The organism is Qipengyuania sp. BR81-2, from assembly GCF_055693895.1.
This window is the reverse complement of the sequence record NZ_CM146344.1, coordinates 449,120-471,563: the sequence shown is the minus strand read 5'-3', so window position 1 is coordinate 471,563 and position 22,444 is coordinate 449,120. Positions and strand designations below refer to the sequence as shown.

20 protein-coding genes and 1 pseudogene are annotated in these 22,444 nt (G+C 62.5%); 12 read left to right on the top strand and 9 right to left on the bottom strand.

The genetic code is table 11. From position 1 onward, the window contains the following. Nucleotides 1-12 precede the first annotated feature (12 nt). On the top strand, nt 13-2,064 hold the full coding sequence (locus ACZ1G8_RS02415) for a protein-disulfide reductase DsbD family protein (protein ID WP_472680240.1): 2,052 nt from the start codon (nt 13-15) through the stop codon (nt 2,062-2,064). Here the strand turns inward: ACZ1G8_RS02415 and ACZ1G8_RS02410 are convergent. The 4 genes from ACZ1G8_RS02410 to uvrB all read right to left on the bottom strand — a co-directional run bounded on the left by ACZ1G8_RS02410 (nt 2,027) and on the right by uvrB (nt 7,233). Continuing rightward, complete coding sequence (locus tag ACZ1G8_RS02410; protein WP_472680239.1) at nt 2,027-2,569, bottom strand: hypothetical protein; 543 nt, start codon at nt 2,567-2,569, stop codon at nt 2,027-2,029. The two genes, ACZ1G8_RS02415 and ACZ1G8_RS02410, sit on opposite strands and share 38 nt — an antisense overlap. 31 nt (nt 2,570-2,600) lie before the next feature. Beyond that, nucleotides 2,601-4,100 (bottom strand): S10 family peptidase, encoded by a 1,500-nt coding sequence (locus ACZ1G8_RS02405; RefSeq protein ID WP_472680238.1) that lies wholly within the window; start codon nt 4,098-4,100, stop codon nt 2,601-2,603. A gap of 42 nt (nt 4,101-4,142) precedes the next feature. Continuing rightward, the gene (locus tag ACZ1G8_RS02400) at nt 4,143-4,931 is read right to left on the bottom strand and encodes a class I SAM-dependent methyltransferase (protein WP_472680237.1); all 789 of its coding nucleotides are present in this window, start codon (nt 4,929-4,931) and stop codon (nt 4,143-4,145) included. 106 nt (nt 4,932-5,037) lie between these two features. Continuing rightward, entirely contained in the window at nt 5,038-7,233 is a 2,196-nt protein-coding gene (uvrB, locus tag ACZ1G8_RS02395; protein ID WP_472680236.1) for an excinuclease ABC subunit UvrB, read from the bottom strand. Nucleotides 7,234-7,332: 99 nt separating this feature from the next. Between uvrB and ACZ1G8_RS02390 the strand changes: the two genes are divergently transcribed. The 8 genes from ACZ1G8_RS02390 to ACZ1G8_RS02355 all read left to right on the top strand — a co-directional run bounded on the left by ACZ1G8_RS02390 (nt 7,333) and on the right by ACZ1G8_RS02355 (nt 13,475). Further along, nucleotides 7,333-7,881, top strand: a complete 549-nt coding sequence (locus ACZ1G8_RS02390; RefSeq protein ID WP_472680235.1) for a DUF3617 domain-containing protein — start codon at nt 7,333-7,335, stop codon at nt 7,879-7,881. Between the two features lie 86 nt (nt 7,882-7,967). Continuing rightward, complete coding sequence (locus ACZ1G8_RS02385; RefSeq protein WP_472680234.1) at nt 7,968-8,684, top strand: alpha/beta hydrolase family protein; 717 nt, start codon at nt 7,968-7,970, stop codon at nt 8,682-8,684. A gap of 76 nt (nt 8,685-8,760) precedes the next feature. After that, nucleotides 8,761-10,188: a circularly permuted type 2 ATP-grasp protein gene (locus ACZ1G8_RS02380; RefSeq protein WP_472680233.1), complete on the top strand. Its 1,428-nt coding sequence runs from the start codon at nt 8,761-8,763 to the stop codon at nt 10,186-10,188. A gap of 32 nt (nt 10,189-10,220) precedes the next feature. Then, nucleotides 10,221-10,817, top strand: a complete 597-nt coding sequence (locus ACZ1G8_RS02375) for an alpha-E domain-containing protein (protein WP_472680232.1) — start codon at nt 10,221-10,223, stop codon at nt 10,815-10,817. Next, nucleotides 10,699-11,133, top strand: coding sequence for an alpha-E domain-containing protein (locus tag ACZ1G8_RS02370; protein WP_472681157.1), 435 nt, complete (start codon nt 10,699-10,701; stop codon nt 11,131-11,133). Before ACZ1G8_RS02375 ends, ACZ1G8_RS02370 begins: the two co-directional genes overlap by 119 nt. Next, a complete protein-coding gene (locus ACZ1G8_RS02365; protein ID WP_472680231.1) occupies nt 11,133-11,948 on the top strand; it encodes a transglutaminase family protein in 816 nt (271 codons plus the stop codon). Before ACZ1G8_RS02370 ends, ACZ1G8_RS02365 begins: the two co-directional genes overlap by 1 nt. A gap of 13 nt (nt 11,949-11,961) precedes the next feature. Beyond that, complete coding sequence (locus ACZ1G8_RS02360; RefSeq protein ID WP_472680230.1) at nt 11,962-12,711, top strand: proteasome-type protease; 750 nt, start codon at nt 11,962-11,964, stop codon at nt 12,709-12,711. Nucleotides 12,712-12,839: 128 nt separating this feature from the next. Next, on the top strand, nt 12,840-13,475 hold the full coding sequence (locus tag ACZ1G8_RS02355) for a response regulator transcription factor (RefSeq protein WP_472680229.1): 636 nt from the start codon (nt 12,840-12,842) through the stop codon (nt 13,473-13,475). Nucleotides 13,476-13,530: 55 nt separating this feature from the next. On the opposite strand, the gene ACZ1G8_RS02350 is transcribed toward ACZ1G8_RS02355, so the two are convergent. The 4 genes from ACZ1G8_RS02350 to putP form a co-directional block, all read right to left on the bottom strand. After that, complete coding sequence (locus ACZ1G8_RS02350) at nt 13,531-14,199, bottom strand: extensin family protein (RefSeq protein WP_472680228.1); 669 nt, start codon at nt 14,197-14,199, stop codon at nt 13,531-13,533. 67 nt (nt 14,200-14,266) lie between these two features. Then, nucleotides 14,267-14,638, bottom strand: coding sequence for a VOC family protein (locus ACZ1G8_RS02345; protein ID WP_472680227.1), 372 nt, complete (start codon nt 14,636-14,638; stop codon nt 14,267-14,269). An 11-nt stretch (nt 14,639-14,649) separates the two neighbouring features. Further along, on the bottom strand, nt 14,650-16,440 hold the full coding sequence (gene ggt, locus ACZ1G8_RS02340; protein WP_472680226.1) for a gamma-glutamyltransferase: 1,791 nt from the start codon (nt 16,438-16,440) through the stop codon (nt 14,650-14,652). A 44-nt stretch (nt 16,441-16,484) separates the two neighbouring features. Beyond that, on the bottom strand, nt 16,485-17,963 hold the full coding sequence (gene putP, locus ACZ1G8_RS02335) for a sodium/proline symporter PutP (RefSeq protein WP_472680225.1): 1,479 nt from the start codon (nt 17,961-17,963) through the stop codon (nt 16,485-16,487). Between the two features lie 111 nt (nt 17,964-18,074). Here putP and ACZ1G8_RS02330 point away from each other — a divergent pair, with 111 nt between their 5' ends. The 3 genes and pseudogenes from ACZ1G8_RS02330 (at nt 18,075) to ACZ1G8_RS02320 (ending at nt 22,037) form a co-directional block, all read left to right on the top strand. Continuing rightward, nucleotides 18,075-18,623, top strand: coding sequence for a PAS domain-containing protein (locus ACZ1G8_RS02330; RefSeq protein WP_472680224.1), 549 nt, complete (start codon nt 18,075-18,077; stop codon nt 18,621-18,623). A gap of 13 nt (nt 18,624-18,636) precedes the next feature. Beyond that, a pseudogene (locus tag ACZ1G8_RS02325) lies at nt 18,637-19,121 on the top strand (chemotaxis protein CheB); the annotation flags it as partial. Continuing rightward, nucleotides 19,113-22,037, top strand: a complete 2,925-nt coding sequence (locus ACZ1G8_RS02320) for a CheR family methyltransferase (RefSeq protein WP_472681155.1) — start codon at nt 19,113-19,115, stop codon at nt 22,035-22,037. The pseudogene ACZ1G8_RS02325 and the gene ACZ1G8_RS02320, both read left to right, overlap by 9 nt. Here the strand turns inward: ACZ1G8_RS02320 and ACZ1G8_RS02315 are convergent. Next, nucleotides 22,024-22,410, bottom strand: a complete 387-nt coding sequence (locus tag ACZ1G8_RS02315) for a response regulator (protein ID WP_472680223.1) — start codon at nt 22,408-22,410, stop codon at nt 22,024-22,026. The genes ACZ1G8_RS02320 and ACZ1G8_RS02315 overlap by 14 nt on opposite strands. Nucleotides 22,411-22,444 lie beyond the last annotated feature (34 nt).

The following is a 22,444-nucleotide window of genomic DNA, read 5'->3' as shown; positions in this document are numbered from 1 at the left end:
GAAGCAAGCACAATGGACGGTTGGCGCGCGGGACTTGTCTTGCTGTTCCTGTTGCTGGCGAACCTCCTTCCGGGCCGCCTCGCTGCCCAGGAAGCACGCTTCGGCGACGACAATATCTCGGTGGAGCTCCGCAGCGACGGTGCGCCGGTAGCCGGCGAGACCTGGATGCTCGCCTTGCGATTTACGCCCAAGAGCCCCGAATGGCATGGCTACTGGTCCAATCCGGGCGATGCAGGTCAGGGGATGCAGCTTTCGCTCAACCTGCCCGAGGGATGGGAAGCGGGCGAGCCGCTCTATCCCGTGCCACAAACTCTGCTGATTTCCGGCCTGATGAACCACATTTACGAGGGCGAGTATGCCGTTCTCGTGCCCATCGAAGTGCCCGAGTTGGCAGCGGTGGCAAACATCGCTCCGATAACCGGCTTCGTATCCTATCTCGCCTGCACAGACCGGGTCTGCGTACCGCAGGATGCGGTTTTGCAAGCTCGGGAAGGCGGCGATTTCCGCAGCTGGCGTGCGCAGGTCGCGCCCGAACTCGACAGTACGGCGGGATTCGAAATCTCCGGTGACCGCCTGCGTGTCGGCATTCCGCTGCCCGAGGGCCTGGATTTCACCGAGGTTCACCTCTTCATCGAGAATACCGATCTCGGCGCCGGCGTCTCGCCAGACTATGCCGCAGTCCAGACGCTGGTGAGCGAAGGCAATCTGCTGGTCGTCGAAGTGCCGCTCAAGCGCTTGGGCAAGTCGGACGATGTGCCACAGCCCGAGAAAATCGGGGGCATATTGTCTTTCGGGAACGGGCAGGGGGTACGGTTCGAGGCAGACCCGCGCGACGTGCCGCTCGAGAATGTGAAACCGATCCGCGGCGCGGTCGAGATGCCTCCCCTGTGGTTGCTGCTCCTGGCCTCGCTCGTCGGCGGCCTGCTGCTTAACATCATGCCCTGCGTCTTCCCGATCCTCAGCCTGAAGGCGCTTGCGCTGGCCAAGGCTGGCGGCGAGGAAGCCGCCGCGCGGCGAGACGCGATTGCCTATACAGCGGGTGTCGTTCTCGCCTGTGCAGGCCTCGGCGCGGCGATCCTCCTGCTGCGTTCTGCGGGCGAGCAGGTCGGCTGGGCCTTCCAGCTTCAGGAGCCGCGTGTGGTCGGCGGCCTGTTCCTCCTGATGCTGGCGATCACTGCCAATTTCCTCGGCCTGTTCCAGGTGCCGGGCATGGCGATTGCCGGCGGAAAGCAGTCGGTACGCGGTTCGTTCGGCACCGGGCTGCTGGCAGCCTTCGTCGCCACGCCGTGTACGGGCCCTTTCATGGCGCTCGCCCTGGGTGCTGCCCTCGTGCTCCGTCCGATCGAGGGTTTCGCGATCTTCACTGCGCTCGGCGTGGGCCTTGCCCTGCCCTTCCTCCTGCTCGGCTTTATTCCGGCATGGCGCAGGAAACTGCCGAGGCCGGGTCCATGGATGGAGCGCTTCCGCCGCTGGATGGCGATCCCGATGGGACTGACCGTTCTGGCCCTCGTGTGGCTGCTGACGCGCATCGCCGACACGTTCTGGCTGGTCATGCTGGGGATTGTCGCCGCTTTGGTCCTCGCGCTGCTTGCCTCGCTCGGTCAGCGCCAGGCGAAGGGCCTCGGCGGCGGGAAGCTGTTCTTCGCCGCCATCGTGGCACTATCGATCTTCGCCCTCTCGATCTTCCCCGAACCGGAGCCGCGCGAGGTGCAGGCCGAAAGCAGCATCCATGCGCCTATCTCTTTTTCGGAGAGTGCACTGGCCGAGGCCCGTGCGAGCGGCAGGCCCGTCTTCGTCTGGTTCACCGCCGACTGGTGCGTCACCTGCAAGGTCAACGAAAGCGTCGCCATCGAACGCGAGGAGACGCTGGCGGCATTCGAGGCGGCCGATGTGATCACCATGCGAGGCGACTGGACCCTAGGCGACGAGGAAATCGCCAACTTCCTGTCTTCGCAGGGCGCAGCGGGCGTTCCACTCTATCTCTGGTACGCGCCCGGAGAAGACGCGCGGCAATTGCCGCAGGTGCTTACTCCGGCGATGCTTCAGGAGCTGGCGGCGGAGTGATCTCGCCTGCGCAGCGGCTGATGAACTCGGCCGGCCGCTGGCTTCCGTTGAGCCTCAGCGATCCAGCCCCGGGAACGGTAGCTTCCACCGAGCGCGGACCGGTCAGGACGTCGAGCCGGGGGTCGTCGGCAGCAATGGTGCCGCGCCAGAGCCACACCTCGCCTTCCTGTGCGGCATCGATCCAGAGACGTTCGACATGGCCGTTGCCGATGAGCGCGAGCACAGCCTTCGCATCCGGATCGGCCGCGACATAGCGGCGGTAGACCAGCGTGCCGTCCTCGCAGCCGAGCGAGAGGAGGGGCATTTCACCCGGCTTTCCATAGAGCAGGCGCCCGCTTTCCGGGCTCGTGGCCCAAGTCGCGCCCTCGGCATCGGGCGAAGCAATCGGTGTGGACGGTGCCTGCCGCTCGTCCGCTATCTGCGTGCGCGTGACGTAATCGTCCGAGGCGGGCGGCTTGCAGGCCGCGAGCAAGGAGAACGCACAAAGAGCGACGAAGCGTGGCATGGCTGCAGCTATGATTGTCGGGCGGCTCCGGTCAACGCGCGCGGATGAATTCGCGCAGGTCTGCGGTGAGTTTTACCCGGTCCTCGTCGCGCACATACATCATGTGGCCCGCGTCGTAATATTTGAACGTCAGGCGGTCCTGCGGGATGCCGAAGCGGTTGAGAGAATACTCCGCGCCGAAGAAGGGCGTGGCGAAGTCGTACCAGCCCTGCGCGTTGAACAGGCGTAATTGCGAGTTCTCGCGCATTGCCTTGCCTATGAACGGAGCGACGTTGAGATAGGCGTTGCGGCCCCAGCCCTGGCCCAGCGACCAGTCCCAGTAGCGCCCCGGTTCGCGCCCGATCGACTGGTATTCCCTGTCCGTTTCGAAGCCGAGGCCTTCGCGCAGCCACTGATTGACCGCTGCGGTATAGCCTGCATCGATGCCATAGAAGCTGGGGTCATTGTCAGGCGTCTCGCCCGCATTGTCGTAGTCGCGGCCCGTGTAGCGCGCATCGAGACGTCCGATGGTGAGGCCGCGGTCGCGCAGCAGCTCCTTGTAGAAGCGCTGGCTGGTCACACGCAGGTTCGCCTGGTCGAGATAGGTTTCCGAAAGTCCGGTCAGCCGCGAAAGCTCGGCGCGGACCGCGGCACGCTCTGCAGCGGGGAGGTCCTGCCCCTTGAGTAGCGCGGTTGCATAGGGGCCGATGGCGAACTGGCGCGCTTCCTCGGCGATGGCCTCGACCGAGGGAGCCTGGACCTTGCCGTGGTAATAGGCCGCTGCCGCCATGTTGGGCAGGGTGACGATATAGGCCATCTCATTGCCCGGCGTAGGCTCGCGACCGGCGAAGTCGAGGATCGTGGAGACGAGGATCAGTCCATTGAGCGCGACATCGTTGAAGGTGCCGCCTTCGAGCTCGTCCACCACCATCGCTGTGCGCGTGGTGCCGTAGCTTTCTCCGCCGAGATACTTGGGGCTGTTCCAGCGGCCATTGTCGTTGATCCAGCGGCGGATGACCTGTGCGACGGCACGGGCATCCTGCCTTAGGCCGTAATATTTCTCCGGGTCCGTGCCCTTGGTGAGATAGCTGAAGCCCGTGCCCGGCGGATCGATGAAGACGAGATCGGCAACGTCGAGCAGGCTGTCGGGATTGTTGAGCAGCGGGTAGGGCGGAGCGCCGTCGTCGCGTGCGTCTGAGGGAATGCCGACGCGCTTGGGTCCCCATGCGCCCATCTGCAGCCAGACGGAGCCCGAGCCAGGGCCGCCGTTGTAGATGAAGAACACGGGCCGGGATGTATCGCGAGGGTTCTTCACATAGCTGGTGGTGACGATGACGGCTTCCTGCTTGCCGTCGTCTCCTTCGAGGATCGTCTCGCGCACGGTTGCGCGGTAATTGATGCGCTGGCCGCCAAAGGTGCCGGTAAGGTCGCGCGTCTTTACCTGCGACTCGATAGTCGCCGAAGCAGCGGAGGAGGTCTCAGGCTTCTCCTGGGCGGCGAGGGGAGCAGAAAGGGCGAGGGCCGTTGCGGCGGCTAGCAGGCGCGTGATCATGCTGACGCTATGGCAAAGCAGCGGCCCCGCGTAAATTCATAGCTATTCGGCGGGCTTCACGAACTTCATCATGAAGCGGTCGGTCTTGCCGCGGATTGCCGGATCGAAGACGCTGGTGTCGTAGTCGTCTTCGGGATTGGCGAGCATGCTGCTGGCATCTTCCAGAACGAAGCCGGCCGCTTCGAAATCGGTCCGCACGACCGAAGGAGCGATGCGGTGCGTCTCGTCAGCGATGGCGCGGGTATCGCCTTCCTTGCCTGCATGGTCGATCACACCCACCACGCCCCCGGGTTTCATCGCGGCAAAGAGTTCTGCGAGGAACTCCTGAGGTTCGGAGCGGGGGATCCCGAACTGTTCCGATTCCCAATACACGTCGTGGTAGTTGAGATTCATGATGGCGAAGTCGAACCGGTCCGGTCCGGGAGTGAAGCTTTCAAACGGATACCGCTCGACCGCGATGCGCGGCTCGCGTTCCGAAAGCGCGTTCCATGCTTCCTCGTCGTAGAATTGCTCGGGCTCGAGCGCGGTTACGCTGCCGTTCTCGCCGACTGCGCGCACCAGGATTTCTGCCCAGTATCCGCCGCCCGAAATCACGTCGACGGCATCGTCGCCTTCCTCGAGGCCGAAGAAGGCGAGCACTTCTGCAGGTTTGCGGTTGGCATCGAGTTCACGTGCAGCCTCGGGGCGCGCTTCATTCGCGACCGCCGAGTTCAGGGTTTCAACCGAGAGAGTCGTATCTGCTGCGGCCTTGGCAGATCCGTCGGTGGCTGGCTGCGAACAGGCCGCAATTGAAAAGGCGAGCGCGGTACTCAGTATCAGCTGCGACTTCATGGTTTCTCCCCTTGCCGTATGCGCGACGCAGCTTGGACGCCGCGCGCGCTGGAGAGAACCCCTCGGCTCTACGCTGATCGAACGGACGGGTGCGCTGGTCGAAGGATCAGGGCTTGCCGCCCATCCGCTTGTAGCGCGTCTTGCCGTAGCGGGTCTTGCGCGTGCCGGGGCGGCCCGCATCGCTGCGACCGACGCGCGGAGCCTTCTTTTCCTCGTCGCCGAGCCCGAGCTCGTCGTTCTCGAGTCGCCGGATTTCGTCGCGCAGGCGGCCTGCTTCCTCGAACTCGAGGTCGGCAGCAGCAGCGCGCATGCGTTTCTCGAGGTCTTCGATATAAGCGCGCAGGTTGTGGCCGACGAGATTGTTGCGCTCGTCATCGCCGGTGTCGACAGTGACCCCGTCCTGTGCGGCGGTGTGCGCCACGATATCGGCGATATTGCGCTTGATGGTCTTCGGCGTGATCCCGTGTTCTTCGTTATACGCCTTCTGCTTTTCACGGCGGCGGTCGGTTTCCGCCATTGCGCGTTCCATCGAACCCGTCACGCGGTCGGCATAAAGGATCACGCGGCCTTCGACGTTTCGCGCCGCGCGGCCGATGGTCTGGACGAGGCTGGTTTCGCTGCGGAGGAAGCCTTCCTTGTCCGCATCTAGGATGCAGACGAGGCCGCATTCGGGAATGTCGAGGCCCTCACGCAGGAGGTTGATGCCCACTAGCACATCGTAAACGCCGAGACGCAGGTCGCGGATCAGCTCGATACGCTCCAGCGTCTCCACGTCGGAGTGCATATAGCGCACACGCACGCCCGCCTCGTGCATGAATTCGGTGAGGTCTTCCGCCATGCGCTTGGTCAGCGTGGTGACCAGCGTGCGGTAGCCCATCTTGGCGGTCTTCTTGCATTCCTCGATGCAGTCCTGGACCTGGTCCTCGACCGGCTTGATCTCGACCGGCGGGTCGATGAGGCCGGTGGGGCGGATGACCTGTTCGGCAAAGACGCCGCCCGTTTGCTCCATCTCCCATGTGCCGGGAGTGGCCGATACGCAGAAGGTCTGCGGGCGCATGGCATCCCATTCGTTGAAGCGAAGCGGGCGGTTGTCGATGCAACTGGGCAGGCGGAAGCCGTATTCGGCGAGCGTGATCTTGCGCCGGTGGTCGCCTTTGGCCATCGCGCCGATCTGCGGCACGGTCTGGTGGCTCTCGTCGACAAAGAGCAGCGCGTTCTCGGGCAAATATTCGAACAGCGTCGGCGGCGGTTCGCCCGGCAGGCGACCGGTGAGAAAGCGGCTGTAGTTCTCGATTCCCGCGCAGCTACCGGTGGCAGCGATCATCTCGAGATCGAAATTTGTTCGCTGTTCGAGCCGCTGGGCCTCCAGCAGTTTGCCTTCCTCGTGCAGTTCCTTGAGCCGTTCGGCGAGCTCGAACTTGATGGCCTCGCTGGCCTGTTTCATCGTCGGGCCGGGCGTGACGTAGTGCGAGTTCGCATAAACGCGCACCTTGTCGAGGCTCGCGCCCTTCTTGCCGGTGAGCGGGTCGAACTCGCTGATTTCCTCGATCTCGTCACCGAAGAAGCTGATCCGCCAGGCCATGTCCTCGTAATGCGAGGGGAAGATTTCGAGACTGTCGCCGCGCACGCGGAAGTTGCCGCGCGCAAAGGCGGCGTCGTTGCGCTTGTATTGCAGGGCGACAAGCTTGCGGATCAGCTCGCGCTGATCGACTTGCGTATCCTTCTTGATGTCGAAGATCATCGCCGAATAGGTCTCGACCGAGCCGATACCGTAGAGGCAGGAAACCGAGGCGACGATGATGACGTCGTCGCGCTCCAGCAGCGCGCGCGTGGCCGAGTGGCGCATCCGGTCGATTGCCTCGTTCACCGAGCTTTCCTTCTCGATGTAGGTGTCCGACCGCGGCACGTAGGCTTCGGGCTGGTAGTAATCGTAATAGCTGACGAAATACTCGACCGCGTTTTCGGGGAAGAAGCTCTTGAACTCGCCATAGAGCTGCGCTGCGAGGATCTTGTTCGGCGCGAGGATCAGGGCGGGGCGCTGCAGCTCCTCTATGACCTTGGCCATGGTGAAGGTCTTGCCCGAACCGGTGACACCGAGGAGGACCTGCGTCTGCTCGTCCTCGCGTGCCGAACCAACCAGTTCGGCGATCGCAGTCGGCTGGTCGCCCGAGGGCGTGTAATCGCTGACGAGCTTGAATTTCTTGCCCGGCATCGACTTTTCCGGACGCGCGGGTTTGTGGGGGACAAACTCGCCAGTGGTGTCGGGTTCTTCGAGGCCGCGCCTGATTACGAGTTCTGCCATGCGCGCACATATGGGGTACGCCTTAATGGCGTGCAATGACGGGTTGTGCGCACCCGAGCGCCTGCCTAGCCTTTCTGCGATCAGACCGGGAGATTTCCGATGCGCGCACCCCTTGCGAAACTATCCGCGACCCTTGCGGCCTCGTTGGTCCTGACAGCATGCGGGAGCCCGGATCCCGACACTGACGGTGACGGTACGATCAGCATGGAGGAAGCCCAGGCGAGCATGGAGGCCAGCGGTGCAGTGAAGCCTCAGCCGGGCCAATACCGGGCCTCGGTCGAATTGGTGGACTTCCAGGTCCCGGGGGCACCGTCCAATGCCAAGGACATGATGCAGGGCATGTTCCAGCGCAGCTTCGAATACTGCCTCACGCCCGAGGATGCGGAAAACGGCTTCGAGGAAATGGCGCGTTCATCCCAGGATGGCGACTGCTCGTTCGAAAGCTTCGAAGCAGACGGCAACGAAATCGATGCGGTGATGGTCTGCAGCGGCACGGGCATGGGCAATATGCGTGTGACGCTCGATGGCAGTGGCAGCGAGACGTCTTCGGTCATGACCATGAGCATGCAGGGCAACATGGGCGGCCAGGGTGAAGGCAGCATGACCATGCGCACCCGCCACGACCGCATCGGGGATTGCCCGGCCTAGAACAAGGCATTCAGGAACCCGTCATCGCGTCGGCGCATTATTGCACGACGATGGCAACATTACCGTTCCATGAAACCCGTCAGGAAATGAGCCGGCGGTTTGCGCTGGCCGCCGAACCCTGCCCGGACGATGCGCGCGGCCCGCGAGCGCTGTTGCTACTGCGCGAATTCCTCTGGCCGCTCGAACCGGTGAAGCGCCGTTTCTCCTCCCTGGAAGTAGCGCCTGCGCGCTCGCCGAAACGCGTCATGCTGCTTCCCGGTTTCGGGGCTCACCCCGTGCGTATGCGATGGATGGCTAAGCAGCTCGAGAAAGCCGGTCACACGGCAAAGAGCTGGGGCATGGGCGTCAATCTCGGTGCGACCGCCGACCGCTTTGCCAAGACGGAAGAGCGGCTGCTCGACCTTTACCAGCGTCGCGGCGAGCAAATCGTCCTCATCGGCTGGAGCCTTGGCGGTGTCATGGCGCGCGAACTGGCCAAGCGGCATCCCGACAAAATCGAGAAGGTCGTCACGCTCGGCTCACCCTTCTCGGGCAGTCCGCGCGCGAACAATGGCTGGCGCGCCTACCAGGCGATTGCCGGTCACCGCGTCGACGAGCCGGAAATCGACACCGTCCTCAGTGAAAAGCCGCCGGTCGAGACGGTGGCCATGTGGAGCCCGCGCGATGGCGTCGTGCACCCGCGTTCGGCCTGTGGGCGCTTGGGCGAACGCGATCGGGCGATCGCCTTGCGGTGCAGTCACATGGGTTTCGTGCTGACGAATGAAGCGGTTGCTGCGCTTCTTTCGGAACTGGACCGCGCCTGAACCTTTAGTCCCTTGAAGGGCAGCGTCCTGCTGCCTTCTGCGCCATGCGCAGGTCGAGATCGAATTTCGGGGGAATATGAGCGGCGACGCCGGCTTTTTCGATGAAATGCGCGAGCCTGACGGTTCGGTGCGTCCCGCCTATGCGAACTATTGCGAGTGGTTCGACGACCAGGAAAACAAGCTCCTGCGCCGCAAGCACCGCGAAGCCGAGACCAATTTCCGCAAAACCGGCATCACCTTCAACGTTTATGGTGAGGACGACGCCGAGGAGCGCCTGATCCCCTTCGACATGGTGCCGCGTATCATAGATGCGGGCGAATGGCGGCGGTTGACGCGCGGTATCGAGCAACGCGTGTCGGCGCTCAACGCGTTCATGCACGACCTCTATCACAGGCAGGAAATCGTCCGTGCAGGGCGCCTGCCCCAGAGCCTCTTGCGCAACAACGAGGCTTGGCTGCCGAACATGGTCGGCTTCACGCCGCCTGGTGGGGTCTACACGCATATCGTCGGCATCGATCTCGTGCGCACCGGGCCTGACGAGTTCTTCGTGCTCGAGGACAATGCCCGCACCCCTTCGGGTGTGAGCTACATGCTCGAGAACCGCGAAACGATGATGGCGATGTTCCCCGAGCTTTTCCTGCGCTGCCCAGTCGAGAGCGTTTCGGATTATCCGCGCCGCCTCGCCAAGAGCCTTGCCGCATGTGCGCCCGATTGCGCGGGCGACAAGCCGGTCGTCGCCGTGCTTACCCCAGGTATCTACAATTCCGCCTATTTCGAACACGCTTTCCTCGCCGACCAGATGGGCGCCGAGCTCGTGGAGGGAAGCGACCTGCGCGTGGTAAATGGCCGCGTCGCGATGCGCACGACCAGCGGATACAAGGCGATCGACGTCATCTACCGCCGCGTGGACGACGAATTCCTCGATCCTCTGACCTTCAATCCCGACAGCGTACTCGGCGTGCCGGGGATCATGGACGTCTACCGCGCGGGCGGTGTGACGATCGCCAACGCGCCGGGCACCGGTGTGTGCGACGACAAGGCGATCTATTCCTTCATGCCCGAGATCGTCGAGTTCTACACCGGCGAGAAGCCGCTGCTGCCAAACGTCGAGACCTGGAGATGCGCGGACGAGGAAAGCCTCAAATACGTGCTCGACAATCTCGCCGAGCTGGTCGTGAAGGAGGTCCACGGATCGGGCGGCTACGGCATGCTCGTCGGGCCCGCCTCGACCAAGAAAGAAATCGAGGAATTCCGCGCCAAGCTGGTCGACAATCCGTCCAATTACATCGCGCAGCCCACGCTTTCGCTCTCGACCTGCCCCATCTTCACAAAGAAGGGTCTGGCGCCGCGACACGTCGATTTGAGGCCCTTCGTTTTGGTCTCGCCTGATAAGATCGACATAACCCCGGGTGGCCTGACGCGTGTGGCGCTCAAGGAAGGGTCGCTGGTGGTGAACTCGAGCCAGGGCGGGGGCACCAAGGATACATGGGTGCTTAAAGACTGATGCTGGGTAGGACCGCCAACGGATTGTTCTGGATGTTCCGCTATCTTGAGCGGGCCGAAAACACTGCGCGCCTGCTCGATGCTGGCCTTCGCATGGCGCTCACCCGCGATCTCGTGACGGCGGAGGAAGAGTGGCGCTCGGTGATCGAGACCTCGGGCCAGCGCGCCGCATACGAGCAAAAGCATTCGAGCTATACCGGCCACCAGGCGTGGAACTTCATGCTGCGCGAGAAAGCGAACCCCGCGAGTATCATCTGTATGTACAAGCTGGTGCGCCAGAATGCCCGTCTCGCCCGCAATGCCATCAGCGGAGAGCTGTGGGAAGCGATCAACGAGAACTGGCTCATCATCGACGAGCAGCTGGCAAAACCCGTCGGCGAGAACCACGTTATGGAAGCGGTGAAGACGGTCCGGCGCGCGGGCACCATGGCGCGTGGCGCACTCTCCGGCTCCATGCTGCGCGAGGAAGGCTATCATTTCGCGCAGGCCGGCATGTTCATCGAGCGCGCGGATCTCGATCGCGCGCATCCTCGACATCAAATATTACCTGCTGCTCCCCTCGCTTTCATACGTCGGATCAAGCCTCGATACGGGGCAGTGGGACACCGTCCTGCGCTCGGTTTCGGGTGACAGGGCGTATCGCTGGCTCAATGCGGGCCGGATCGACGCGCGCGGTATCTGCGAATTCCTGATCCTCGACGATCGCTTTCCGCGCAGCCTCGCTTTCTGTCATTCCGAGCTGCGCAACAATCTCGCCGCGCTCGCCCGTCTGCATGGCACCGAGGGGGAATGCAATGCGCTCATGCGCGATGCCGACACGCGCATCGCCGATCTCTCGATCGAGCAGATCTTCGAGCAGGGGCTGCACGAATTCCTGACCGAGTTCATGGCTTCAAATGCGGCAATCGGCGACGCCATCGCCCGCGACTACAGGTTCCTCAGCTGATGCGCCTCTCTATCCGTCATACAACACGATACCGCTTCGATACGCCCGTCGTGCACGCCCTCCAGCGGCTGCGCCTGACGCCGAAAGAAACGCAGGGTCAGGAAATCCTCGAATGGTCGATGGAATACGACCATGCGCACGAGGAGCTGACCTATGAGGACCAGCACCACAACACCACCACGCTCGTTGCGGTCGAGCCCGAGGCGACCGAGGTGACGATCACTTGCCGCGGCAAGGTGGACACTCACGACCATGCCGGCGTGATCGGTCATCATTCGGGCCACCTGCCGCTGTGGAGCTTCCTCACGCAGACAAAGCTGACCCGCCCCGGTCCGGGCATGAAGAAGCTGGTCGGCGATCTCGGCCGCTTCGAAGGCGGTCGGCTCGACATGCTGCACGAGCTTTCGCGCAGCGTGCTCGACAGGGTGGAATACCGCGTCGGCTCTACCGCGTGGAATACCACTGGCGAGGAAAGCTATGCGGCCCAGAGTGGCGTGTGCCAAGATCACGCGCATATCTTCATCGGCGCCGCGCGTGCTCTCGACGTGCCCGCGCGTTACGTTTCGGGCTATCTCATGATGAACGACCGGATCGACCAGGAGGCGACGCATGCCTGGGCCGAAGCCTTCGTCGATGGGCTCGGTTGGGTCGGGTTCGATATTTCGAATGGTATCAGCCCCGACGAACGCTATGTGCGTGTTGCGACGGGGCGTGACTATCGAGATGCATCGCCCGTGACCGGTATAAGCTTCGGCAACAGCTCGCAGGACCTCGAAGTCGATGTCGCTGTCGAGCAGCAGCAAGTTCAGCAATAAAGAAAGAAATACAATGACCTATTGCGTGGGAATGAAGCTCGACCAAGGGCTTGTCCTGATGAGCGATACCCGCACCAATTCGGGCGTCGACAACATCTCGGTCTTCCGCAAGATGTTCACCTGGCAGGTGCCGGGCGATCGCATCATCACCGTGATGACCGCAGGAAACCTCGCCACCACGCAGGCCGTCATCAGCCAGCTCGAAGAACGCACCAAAGAGCCGGAAAACCGCGACAACGCGCTGCTCAAGTCGCCGACCATGTTTCAGGTCGCCACCGAGGTCGGCAATCTCATGCGCGGCATCATTTCCGAGCGGCAGGATGCAAACGGCGCCAAGGGCAGGGGGCGCTTCACGGCCTCGATCATCGTGGCGGGCCAGATCCAGGGCATGGAGCCGCGCCTCTTCATGGTCTATCCCGAAGGCAACTTCATCGAGGCGAGCCTCGATACCCCCTTCTTCCAGATCGGCGAGACCAAGTACGGCCGCCCAATCATCATTCGCGGCTATGACCGTCACATGAGCCTCGAGGACGGGGTCAAGCTACTGATGGTTAGCTTCGATTCTACGCTCAAGGCCAATCTCTCGGTCGGACTTCCGCTGGACCTGCAGGTAATCGCCCGCGATACCTTCGAAGCGGGTCACCAGCACCGAGTCACGCCAGACGATCCCTACTTCCAGGCGATCTCTTCAAGCTGGGGTGATGCGCTAAAAAACGCGTTTCATTCGCTGCCTGACTACGCATTCCTGAATAGCGAAGACTAATCGATCCGATTTGGATGAGAATGTCTTGCCCTCTTCCCTAGGGGGTTCCCGTAAGTGGCTGGGAATACAGCCGTCTTGGTAGTGATACGTAATTGGTATTGCTGCTGATTGCGGACATGGTTCCGGCCATGCAACAGGCTCAGGTACTCCACATCGTCGATGGCTCATCCCGGTCCCGTGCGGAACAGGCGCGAAAGGGTTTCGAGCTAGGTCTCCATTGCGAAGTCTACTCGGATGCCGCCGAATTGCTCGCTGCACCGCCCCAGCGCGGTGTGGTGCTGGCGCGTGACGACGAGGGGGAGGGCAGCGCGATAGAGGTTCTCGAAGAGCTTGCCCAGCAGGCGGCCTGGATCCCGCTCGTTGCCACTTCGATCGATCCGCGTCCCGGGAAGGTCGTCGAGGCAATCAAGCAGGGTGCACTCGATTACCTGCGCTTGCCGCTGCGCGACGATCGACTTCTGACGATGGTTTCACGCATCAGCGAAGAGGCCGATGCCTATGTGAGGGCGCGCCGCAAGGTGGTCGAGGCGCGCAACCGCATCGCAACCCTTTCCCCGCGCGAGCGCGAAGTGCTCGACTGGCTCGCCGAAGGGCGCAGCAACAAGATGATCGCACGCGAGCTTTCTATCAGTCCGCGCACGGTCGAAATCCACAGGGCGAACATGATGAACAAGCTGTGCGCCTCGCATGCAGCCGAAGCGGTGCGGCTGCGTATCGAGGCTCACCTTACCGAAGAACCGGCCATCATTCTCACGGCGAAGTAGGCTAGCCTCCAGGCCCGGAAGGTCGCACTTCCATCGTCGTGGCGCCGCGCACCACCTACCTGCAGAACGATCCTCCCCCGAGTTCCAGATGCAGGTGGTCGTGGTGCGCGGCGTTGTAATCCGGACCGAGAACGGTCCCGAAGCGCTTGCAGGCGCTGCGATGGACTACGCGCAGGAATTCGCGCTCTTCTCGCGAGGCATTCCAGCCATTCTTCACGCTTATCCGACGTCCGTCGGCCAGTACGAATGCACCGACATCGATGGCTTCCGCGCGCGAGTGGGCCGAAAGCCTTCCGGTCCCGGCCACATTGCGGCAGGAATAGCTGCCCATTGTCTCAATCCGGGCGAGTGGACTGCCGAGAAGCTGTCTTGCCGCGCGATCAACGCCGAAGCGCGCCCACGCTGCGAACGTGTTTGCTAGAGGGCAGGCTACGCTCTTGAGGTTGGTAACCTGCAACTGGCCCATATCGCCGCCCACGCGGCTGAGCTGGACCGAATTCACCGTCTTGCATCCGGCGCCGTAATAGCGGTCGGGCAGGGGCGAGAAGGTCGCTCCGGTCGCGCCGAGGTCGGCGAGGCACTGCCGGGATTCGGGCTTTTCCAAGGACGCCGTTACAGCCGTATTGTCCGCTGGCCGAGGCGTATTTGCCGCGCGTTCTGCCGGCTGGCCGACACAGGCAGCGAGCGAAAACGGGGAGGCGAGGATCAGCAGTTTCCAGCGCATGGCGAGGATCCTACCACTCGAAGCCTGAACTTTCCCTGCCACATCCGCTTAGGAACTGTGGGAAAGCCTATTCGGGCGCTTCGACCTGTTCCCACAGCTCGATCTTCACACCGTCGGGATCGAGCAACCAGGCGAATTTGCCGTAGCCTTCGTCGACGCTATCGAGCACGTCGACGCCCTTGTCCGTGAGCTGCGCTACGAAACCGTCGAGATCGTCGACCCGCAGGTTGATCATGAAGCCGCCCTTGCCGGGCTTGAGATACTCGTCGTCCTTGAAGTGGCTGATGAGCGAATAGGGCTTTTCACCGGTCTCCTCGCTCCAGTCGAGCTGAGGCCCGTATTCGCCGTCAATGCCGAGCGTGTCGCGATACCAAGCCCGCGTCGCTGCGGGGTCCTTCACCACGTAGAATACGCCGCCCAGTCCGGTGATTTTCGCCATGTCGCTTCTCCTCAGTAGCCGCTTGCCTGCCCGTCCTTGCGCATCTCTGTGGCGCCGGTCAGCACACCCGTCTCGGGGTTGCGGGCGATCGCCTGGTAGCCGCCGAACATGATGCCGTTGTCGACGACCTCGACCTTGTGGCCCATCGCCCGCAATGCTTCGATCGTTTCGGCCGGAATGCCCGGTTCGACATAGAGCGTGCCTAGCGGATCGGCAGCAGGGCCTTCCAGCGCCTCGGTCGGCTGGCGTCCGCCATCGTGGTTGAAGCGCGCGGCATCGCCTGCTTCCTGAACATTCATGCCGTAGTCGACGATATTCACGAGGACCTGCACATGGCCCTGAGGCTGCATGCCGCCGCCCATCAGGCCCAGCGTCATGAAGGGCTCTCCGTCTTTTTTCACGAATGCGGGAATGATGGTGTGGAAGGGGCGCTTGCCCGGCTCGTAGGCATTGGGATGCGCCGGATCGAGGCTGAAGAGCTCGCCGCGGTCCTGGAACATGAACCCGGTGCCGGGCGCGACCAACCCTCCACCCATGCCGCGATAGTTCGACTGGATCAGGCTGACCATCATCCCGTCGCCATCGACCACGGTGAGGTAGGTCGTGTCACCGGGCCCTTCGAGCTTGGGTTCGCCGGGGCCGAATTCGGGCGCGGCGCGTGCCGGATCGATCAGCGCAAAGCGTTCGCGGCCGTATTCTTCCGTCAGCAATTCTTCGGGGAAGGGAGCGAAGTCTGTGTCGGCGTAGAAGCGCGCCACGTCGGCATAGGCCAGCCTTTTGGCCTCGACCATGTAGTGGAGTGCCTCGGGGCTGCCGCGCTCCCACTGCGACAGGTCAACGTTCTTGAGGATGTTGACCATCTGCAGCGCCGCAAAGCCCTGCCCGTTGGGCGGCAGTTCGCACAGCTCGTAGCCATCCTTGTATTCAGCACAGGCCGGTTCGACCCAGTCGCTGGAATGGTCGGCGAAGTCCTCGCGGGTGAAGGCGCTGCCCTGCTCCTGCAGGTAGTCGACCATCACTTCGGTCAGCGCGCCGTCATAGAAGGCATCGCGTCCGCCCGTGCCGATCGCCTCGAGGGTGTCGGCGAGATCGGGGTTGCGGAACATCTCGCCTGCTTGCGGCGCGGTGCCGTCGGCGAACCAGACCTTTCGGGCGTTGTCGAATTCGAAGGGATAGGCCTCTTGGCGCGCGGTGTAGGCGCGCAGGCTACGCTCGAGATACATGCCGATGACCGGCGCGATCGGGTGGCCTTCGCGGGCATAGCGCACGGTGGGAGCAAGGTTGTCGGCCATCGAGAGCTTGCCGAACTTCCCGTGCATCGCGAACCATGCATCGACCGTTCCCGGAATGGTGACCGGCAGCGGGCCGACCGGAGGCAGGCTGTCCGCACCGTCCAGCTTTTCCAGCAATTGCTCGAGCGTCTGCCCCTTGGGCGAACGGCCCGAGCCGTTGATACCGTAGAGCCTGTCGGTCTTCGGATCGTAGATGATCGCGTAGAGATCGCCGCCGATGCCGTTGCCGGTCGGCTCCATCAGGCCGAGCGCGGCGTTTGCGGCAATCGCCGCATCGACCGCACTGCCGCCTGCCTTGAGGATATCGAGCGCGATCTGGCTGGCCAGCGGATGTGCTGTTGCGGCCATGCCGTTCTGCGCGATGACCGGGCTGCGGGACCAGTTGGCCCCGACCGGACGACCGCCGGCACCGATCTGCTGCTCGACCGTGGGCGTCTCGGTGTCTTCCTGCGCTGCCGAAGGTGTCGCAGCCAGTGCCAGTGCCGCTACGCCTGCCAGTATCGCTCGCATTCTCGTCTCCTCTCGCGTGGGAGGAGCGGTGTGCAGCTTCGATGTCAGGCTGGCAAGGGTTCCGCATCTTTCGCGGTCGCCTTGCTGACCAGCCAGATGGCCAGCCAGCTGACGATGAAGCCGGGGACGATCTCGTAGAGGCCGCCATCGAAGCCGGGCATCTGGCTGTTCCAGCCTAGTGCGATCCATGCAGCGACGGTGGCTGCGCCTGTGATAAGACCAGCGACCGCGCCTGCACCGGTCATCCTGTCCCACGTCAGTGAAAGGATGATCAGCGGACCGAATGCTGCGCCAAAGCCAGCCCATGCATTGGAGACTAGGCCGAGCACCTGGCTTTCCGGATCGCTGGCGATCGCAATGGCTGCCAGCGCCACCAGCGCGACGCAGATACGGCCCACGTTCACGCTTTCGCGTTCGCTCGCGTGCCTGCGGAAGAAGAGCTTGTAGAAGTCCTCGGTCAGCGAGGAGGACGCGACCAGGAGCTGCGAGGAGATGGTCGACATAATCGCCGCCAGCAGCGCTGCCAGCAGGAAGCCTGTGATGACCGGATGGAAGAGCAGGTTCGCGAGCACGATGAAGATCGTCTCCGGATCCTCGACCACGAGGCCGTTGCGCTCGACATAGGCGCGGCCCGCGATCCCGATACCGATCGAACCGATAAGGGCGACGCCCATCCAGCTCATGCCGATAGTGCGCGCGGTCTTGACCTTCTCGACCGTATCGATGGCCATGAAGCGCACGATGATATGCGGCTGGCCGAAATAGCCGAGACCCCATGAAATCGTGCTGATGAAGGCGAGGAGCGTCAGCCCCTCGGTCAGGCTGAGAAAGCCGGGCACGTCGACCTCGGTCAGCGAACCGCCGGCTTCGCCGCCGCTACCGAACATCACGACCAGCGGCATGACCACGAGCGCCACAACCATGATCAGGCCCTGCACGAAGTCGGTGAGGCTCACTGCGAGGAAGCCGCCGACCATGGTGTAGGCGAGCACCACCAGCGCGGTGATCCAGATGCCGAGCATGTAATCGCTCATGGCGACTCCCGGCAGGATGCCCGCAAAGCTCGTCTCGAAAAGCTTGCCGCCGCCCACGAGGCCTGCCGCAGTATAGACCGCGAAGAATACGACGATGATCAGCGCGGAGACGACACGCAGCGCGACTGCCTTGTCGGGAAAGCGATTGGCGAGAAATTCGGGGATGGTCAGCGCATTGCCGCGTTCCTCGGTCTGCTTGCGCAGGCGCGGGGCGACCACGAACCAGTTCACGAAGGCGCCGATGAACAGGCCGATCCCGATCCAGGCCTCGACGAGACCTGCAGCATAGAGCGCGCCGGGCAGGCCGAGCAGCAGCCAGCCGCTCATGTCGGACGCGCCTGCCGACAGCGCCGCGACTGCCGGTGGCAGGTTTCGTCCGGCGAGGAGATAGCCCTCGCTCGTGTCGGTCGACCGCTTCCAGGCCCAGAGGCCGATGGCGATCATGGCGATGAAATAGAAGGCGAGTGAAAATAGCGTTCCCGTTTGCATGGCGGGGCTGGTAACAAATGAAACCAGCTTTGGCCACCGATGCGCTCCGACCAGCGGTAAGGGAACACCCACCCGCTGCGACACGTTCATTCGCAAAGGGATGAAACAGGAATGAATTCGGCGGTTTTCGACAATGCGGCAAACTTGCCCGAAGGTTTTAAAAAGCTGTTTGAAAACAGCAACGTGTCTCTGACTGTGGCCGACTACAAGCGGCCCGATTGCCCGCTTGTCGGTGCCAACCGCGCGTTCTTCGAAATCAGTGGCTACGAACCAGCTGATGTTATCGGCCACAACTGCCGCTTCCTCCAACCTGAAGGTGGGGCAGGCCCTGTGACGGCGCGGATGCGAAGGTTTCTTGAAGATCCGGCCGCAAAAGATGCGAAATTCCTCGTTCCAAACGTTACGCGCGACGGCGAGCCATTCCTCAACCTCGTTTACATGTCGAAATTGACCCGCGAGGGCGAAACCGCGCTTGTCCTCGGTTCTCAGTTCCGGGTCCGTGCCGGACACGAAGAGCTCGCCGAGCTGTACGATCGTGCCTTCCGGGAGGATCTGCGAAGGCTCAAGCTATTGACAAGCGAGAGCAATTGGATTGTTCTTGGCAGCTTCGATGCATTGGCCTCGAGCCATTCGATAATCGCGCAGGCACGCATCGAGTAGTTAAGCGGGGGTCATGTCGGAACAGGTTTTCCCAATCGTCGGTATCGGAGCTTCGGCCGGCGGGCTGGAGGCCCTGCGCGCGCTGTTCGAAGGTTCGAAGAATACTGGCCTTGCCTTTGTGGTGGTCCAGCACCTCGACCCGACCCATGAATCGCTCATGGCCCAATTGCTCGAACGCTATACCGAGTTGACCGTCGCCCAGGCGGCGGGCGGTGAAAAGGTCCAGCCCGACCACATCTATGTGATCCCCCCGGACACGGTCTCGCGCTCAAGGAAGGCGTACTCGAACTCACCGAGTTCACCGATCCCCGCGGCATGCGGCGCCCGATCGACGATTTCTTCGAAAGCCTTGCGCGAGACCGCAAGCGCAAGTCGGCATGCGTGATACTTTCCGGCACCGGCGGAGACGGCACCCGCGGCCTGCGCGCAATCAAGGAGCTTGGCGGGCTGTGCATCGCGCAAGAACCTTCGAGCGCGAATTATGATGGCATGCCGGCCTCCGCCATCGGAACAGGCCTGGTCGATATCGTTGCGCCTCCGCGCGATATCATTGGCGCCCTGCAGAACTTTTTCGACAATTCCGAAAAGGCCGAAGGGGTTATCGACGAAGCGCAGACCGTCACCGACAATATCGACCAGTTGTGCGATGTCCTTCGAGAGACCGTCGGCCACGATTTTTCGAACTACAAGCGCTCCACCCTGACGCGGCGCGTTGCTCGCCGCATGCAGCTGCTCGGACTGGACGATGCCGCCGACTATCTCGCGAGGCTTCGTTCCGACGAGGATGAATGCACGGCGCTGTTTCGCGACCTGCTGATCAACGTCACGCGCTTCTTCCGCGACAAGGAACAGTTCGACACGCTCAACCGCCTGGTGATCGAGCCGATGGTCGAGAAGGCGCGCAACGACGAGGAATTGCGCGTTTGGGTCCCGGGCTGTTCGAGCGGGGAAGAAGCCTACTCCCTCGCGATCCTTTTCGCCGAGGCCTCGCGGAAATTGAACAAGCGGCCGTACGTGCAGATATTCGCGACCGATATCGATGACGGCATGCTCGATATCGCCCGGAGCGGAGCATATCCGCTGTCCGCGCTCGAGGATATTCCGCATGCGATGCAGGAACGCTACATAATTGGCGGTAGCGACAAGTTCCACGTGTCGCCGACTATCCGCGACATGGTGCGGTTCAGCGAGCACAATGTCGTGCGCGATCCGCCGTTTTCGAAGATCAACCTGATATCTTGTCGCAACCTGCTGATCTACTTCAACGAGGAACTGCAGAAGCAAGTCATACCACTGTTCCACTTCTCGCTCGTGGAAGAAGGCGCGCTTTTCCTCGGCTCGTCCGAATCCATCGGACGACATGAAGATCTTTTCGAGATGAGGGATCAGCAGGCCAGAATCTTCCGTCGTATGAAAGGGCGGGGCAAGTACGCACTTCAATTCGGAGGTGAGGGTCAGATGGGAACCCGGCGACGGGCGGTCGCCGATACAACGGCGGCGGTTCCACGGCTCGACGGCAGCGAGATTTCTGCGCTCAAAGCAATTGCCGAACGCTATGCACCGGTCAGCCTGCTTGTGGACCGGGAAGGGCAGCTTCTCGACCGCTGGGGCTCGGCCAGCCGCTATCTCGAGTTTCCCGATCGGCTGGAACGCAAGCTCCTCGTAACCTCGCTCGCGCGTCCGGGGCTGCGCGAGCTGATCGGGCCCCTGATCCGCCAGGTGGCTGAGAGCGGCCGCAGGGCCGGTGCCAAGGGCGTGGAGATCCGGACCGACTACGGGACAGTCGAGGCGCGCGTAGCCTGCGAGAAGATCGACGAGCAGTCCTTCCTGTTCGTCATCGAGGAAACCGGTGCGCTGAAGGCGCTCGACCCCGACGATTTCGACGAATTCGACATGGAGCACGGCCAGCAACAGTTCCTCGAAGAGGAATTGCAGGCCACCCGCCATCGGTTGCGTTCGACGGTCGAAGAGCTCGAGACGACCAATGAGGAGCTGAAGAGCTCCAACGAAGAAATGATGTCGATGAACGAGGAGCTCCAATCGACCAACGAGGAGCTCACGACGGTCAACGATGAGCTCAAGAACAAGGTCGACCAGCTCACGGTCGCGAATGCCGACCTCAAGAACTTTTTCGACAGCACGCAGCTTGCCGTTCTGGTCGTCGACAAGCAGCAAAAGCTGCGCAGCTTCACCGAGGCGTCAGTCGACCTGTTCCCCATCGATCGCAACCAGATCGGGGAACCGCTCGAAGAACTTCCGCATGTATTTACGAGGGCCGATCATCTCCATCTCGCGCAGCAGGCTGCATCGAGGGGAGAGATCGTGGAGTCTCGCATGCAGACCGAGGACGGGGACGGCGAATATTTTCTGCGCGTTATCCCCTATCGCACGCTCGAAGGCGAGATCGACGGTGCAACCCTGATCTTTACCGACGTGACCGACGCCCTGATGCTCGAGCGCGACCTCCGGGAGGAGCGCGAACGCTTGCGCCTCGCGCTGCAGGTCGCCCGCATCGGCGTCTGGGAGTATGAACCCGCGACCGATCGCACGATACTCGACGACACCGAACGCGCCCTGCTCAATATCGAGAACGAAGAGGCCGGCGATCGCATGCAGCCGATCCTGCAGGCGCTGCCGGAAGAAGACCGGGACCGCGTAAATCAGTCGCTGCGGCAGGCGATGGACGGCACTCGGAATTTCGACGAGAAATTCCGCATCCCGCTCGACAATGGCGAATATCGCTGGCTCCATGGGATGGGCAAGCGGATAGAGAACAGCGGGCAAATCAAGTTCATCGGTGTCACCTTCGACATCACTTCCGAACGATCGCTGCTCGAACAGCGCGAGTTGATGATCCGCGAGATGAACCACCGGGTGAAGAACCTCTTCTCGGTGATCAGTGCGATGGTTTCGATTGCCGCCCGCGAAGCGGACGAGGTCGACGAGTTTGCCGAGGACATACGTGACCGGATCCATGCGCTCGGCCGTTCGCACTCACTGACGAACGATTCCGCAGTTGGCGGCGCTGGCGCGGTGCGGCTGCGCAGCCTGATCGAGACAGTCGTCAATCCGAGCCGTGCCGAACAGGCGATTGAGCTGGATGGCGAAGACGTTGAAGTGCCGAACAGCCAGATCACGTCGATCGCGCTTATCCTTCACGAATGGGCCACGAACGCTGCGAAATACGGCGCGCTATCGGTCAAGGACGGAAGTCTGATGGTCGACTGGACGGTCGAGGACGGCAAGCTGACGCTCGACTGGCGCGAACGTGGCCAGAAGGGCGAACTCGATGACGCCAAGGCGGGTTTCGGCACGCGCCTGATGCAGACCGCAGCGCGGCAGCTCAAGGGAGAGATCGAGGGGTCGCCCGAAGGCGAGGGCTATTCGCGCAAGCTGAGCTTCAGGCTCGCCTAGCCACAACTCTAGGCGACGTTTCGCCTTTCTGGACGACAGAGCCCAGCTTCGCTTCGATCTGCTCGGCCGATGCGGGCTTGTCGATGAAGCCGCAGTGCTTGAACTCGTTCTCGAGTTCGGGGTGGGCCTTGTTCGCGCTCACGAAGATGATCGGGCAATCGCGCTGGTCGAGGACGCGTGCGAGCGGCCAGACCATCGTGCCACCGACATCGATGTCGAGAAGGGCGGCATCCGGGCAATCGTCACCCAGGCATTCGAGCGCGTCGGGCACGCTGATGCAGTCGCAGAAAACCTCGTAACCGAGATCCTCGACTGTCATTGTCATGTCGAACAGGACGAGAGCCTCGTCGTCGACAATCATGATGCGTTGCATTCCCAACCTCCTGTCGGCCCTAACCAGCCAGACA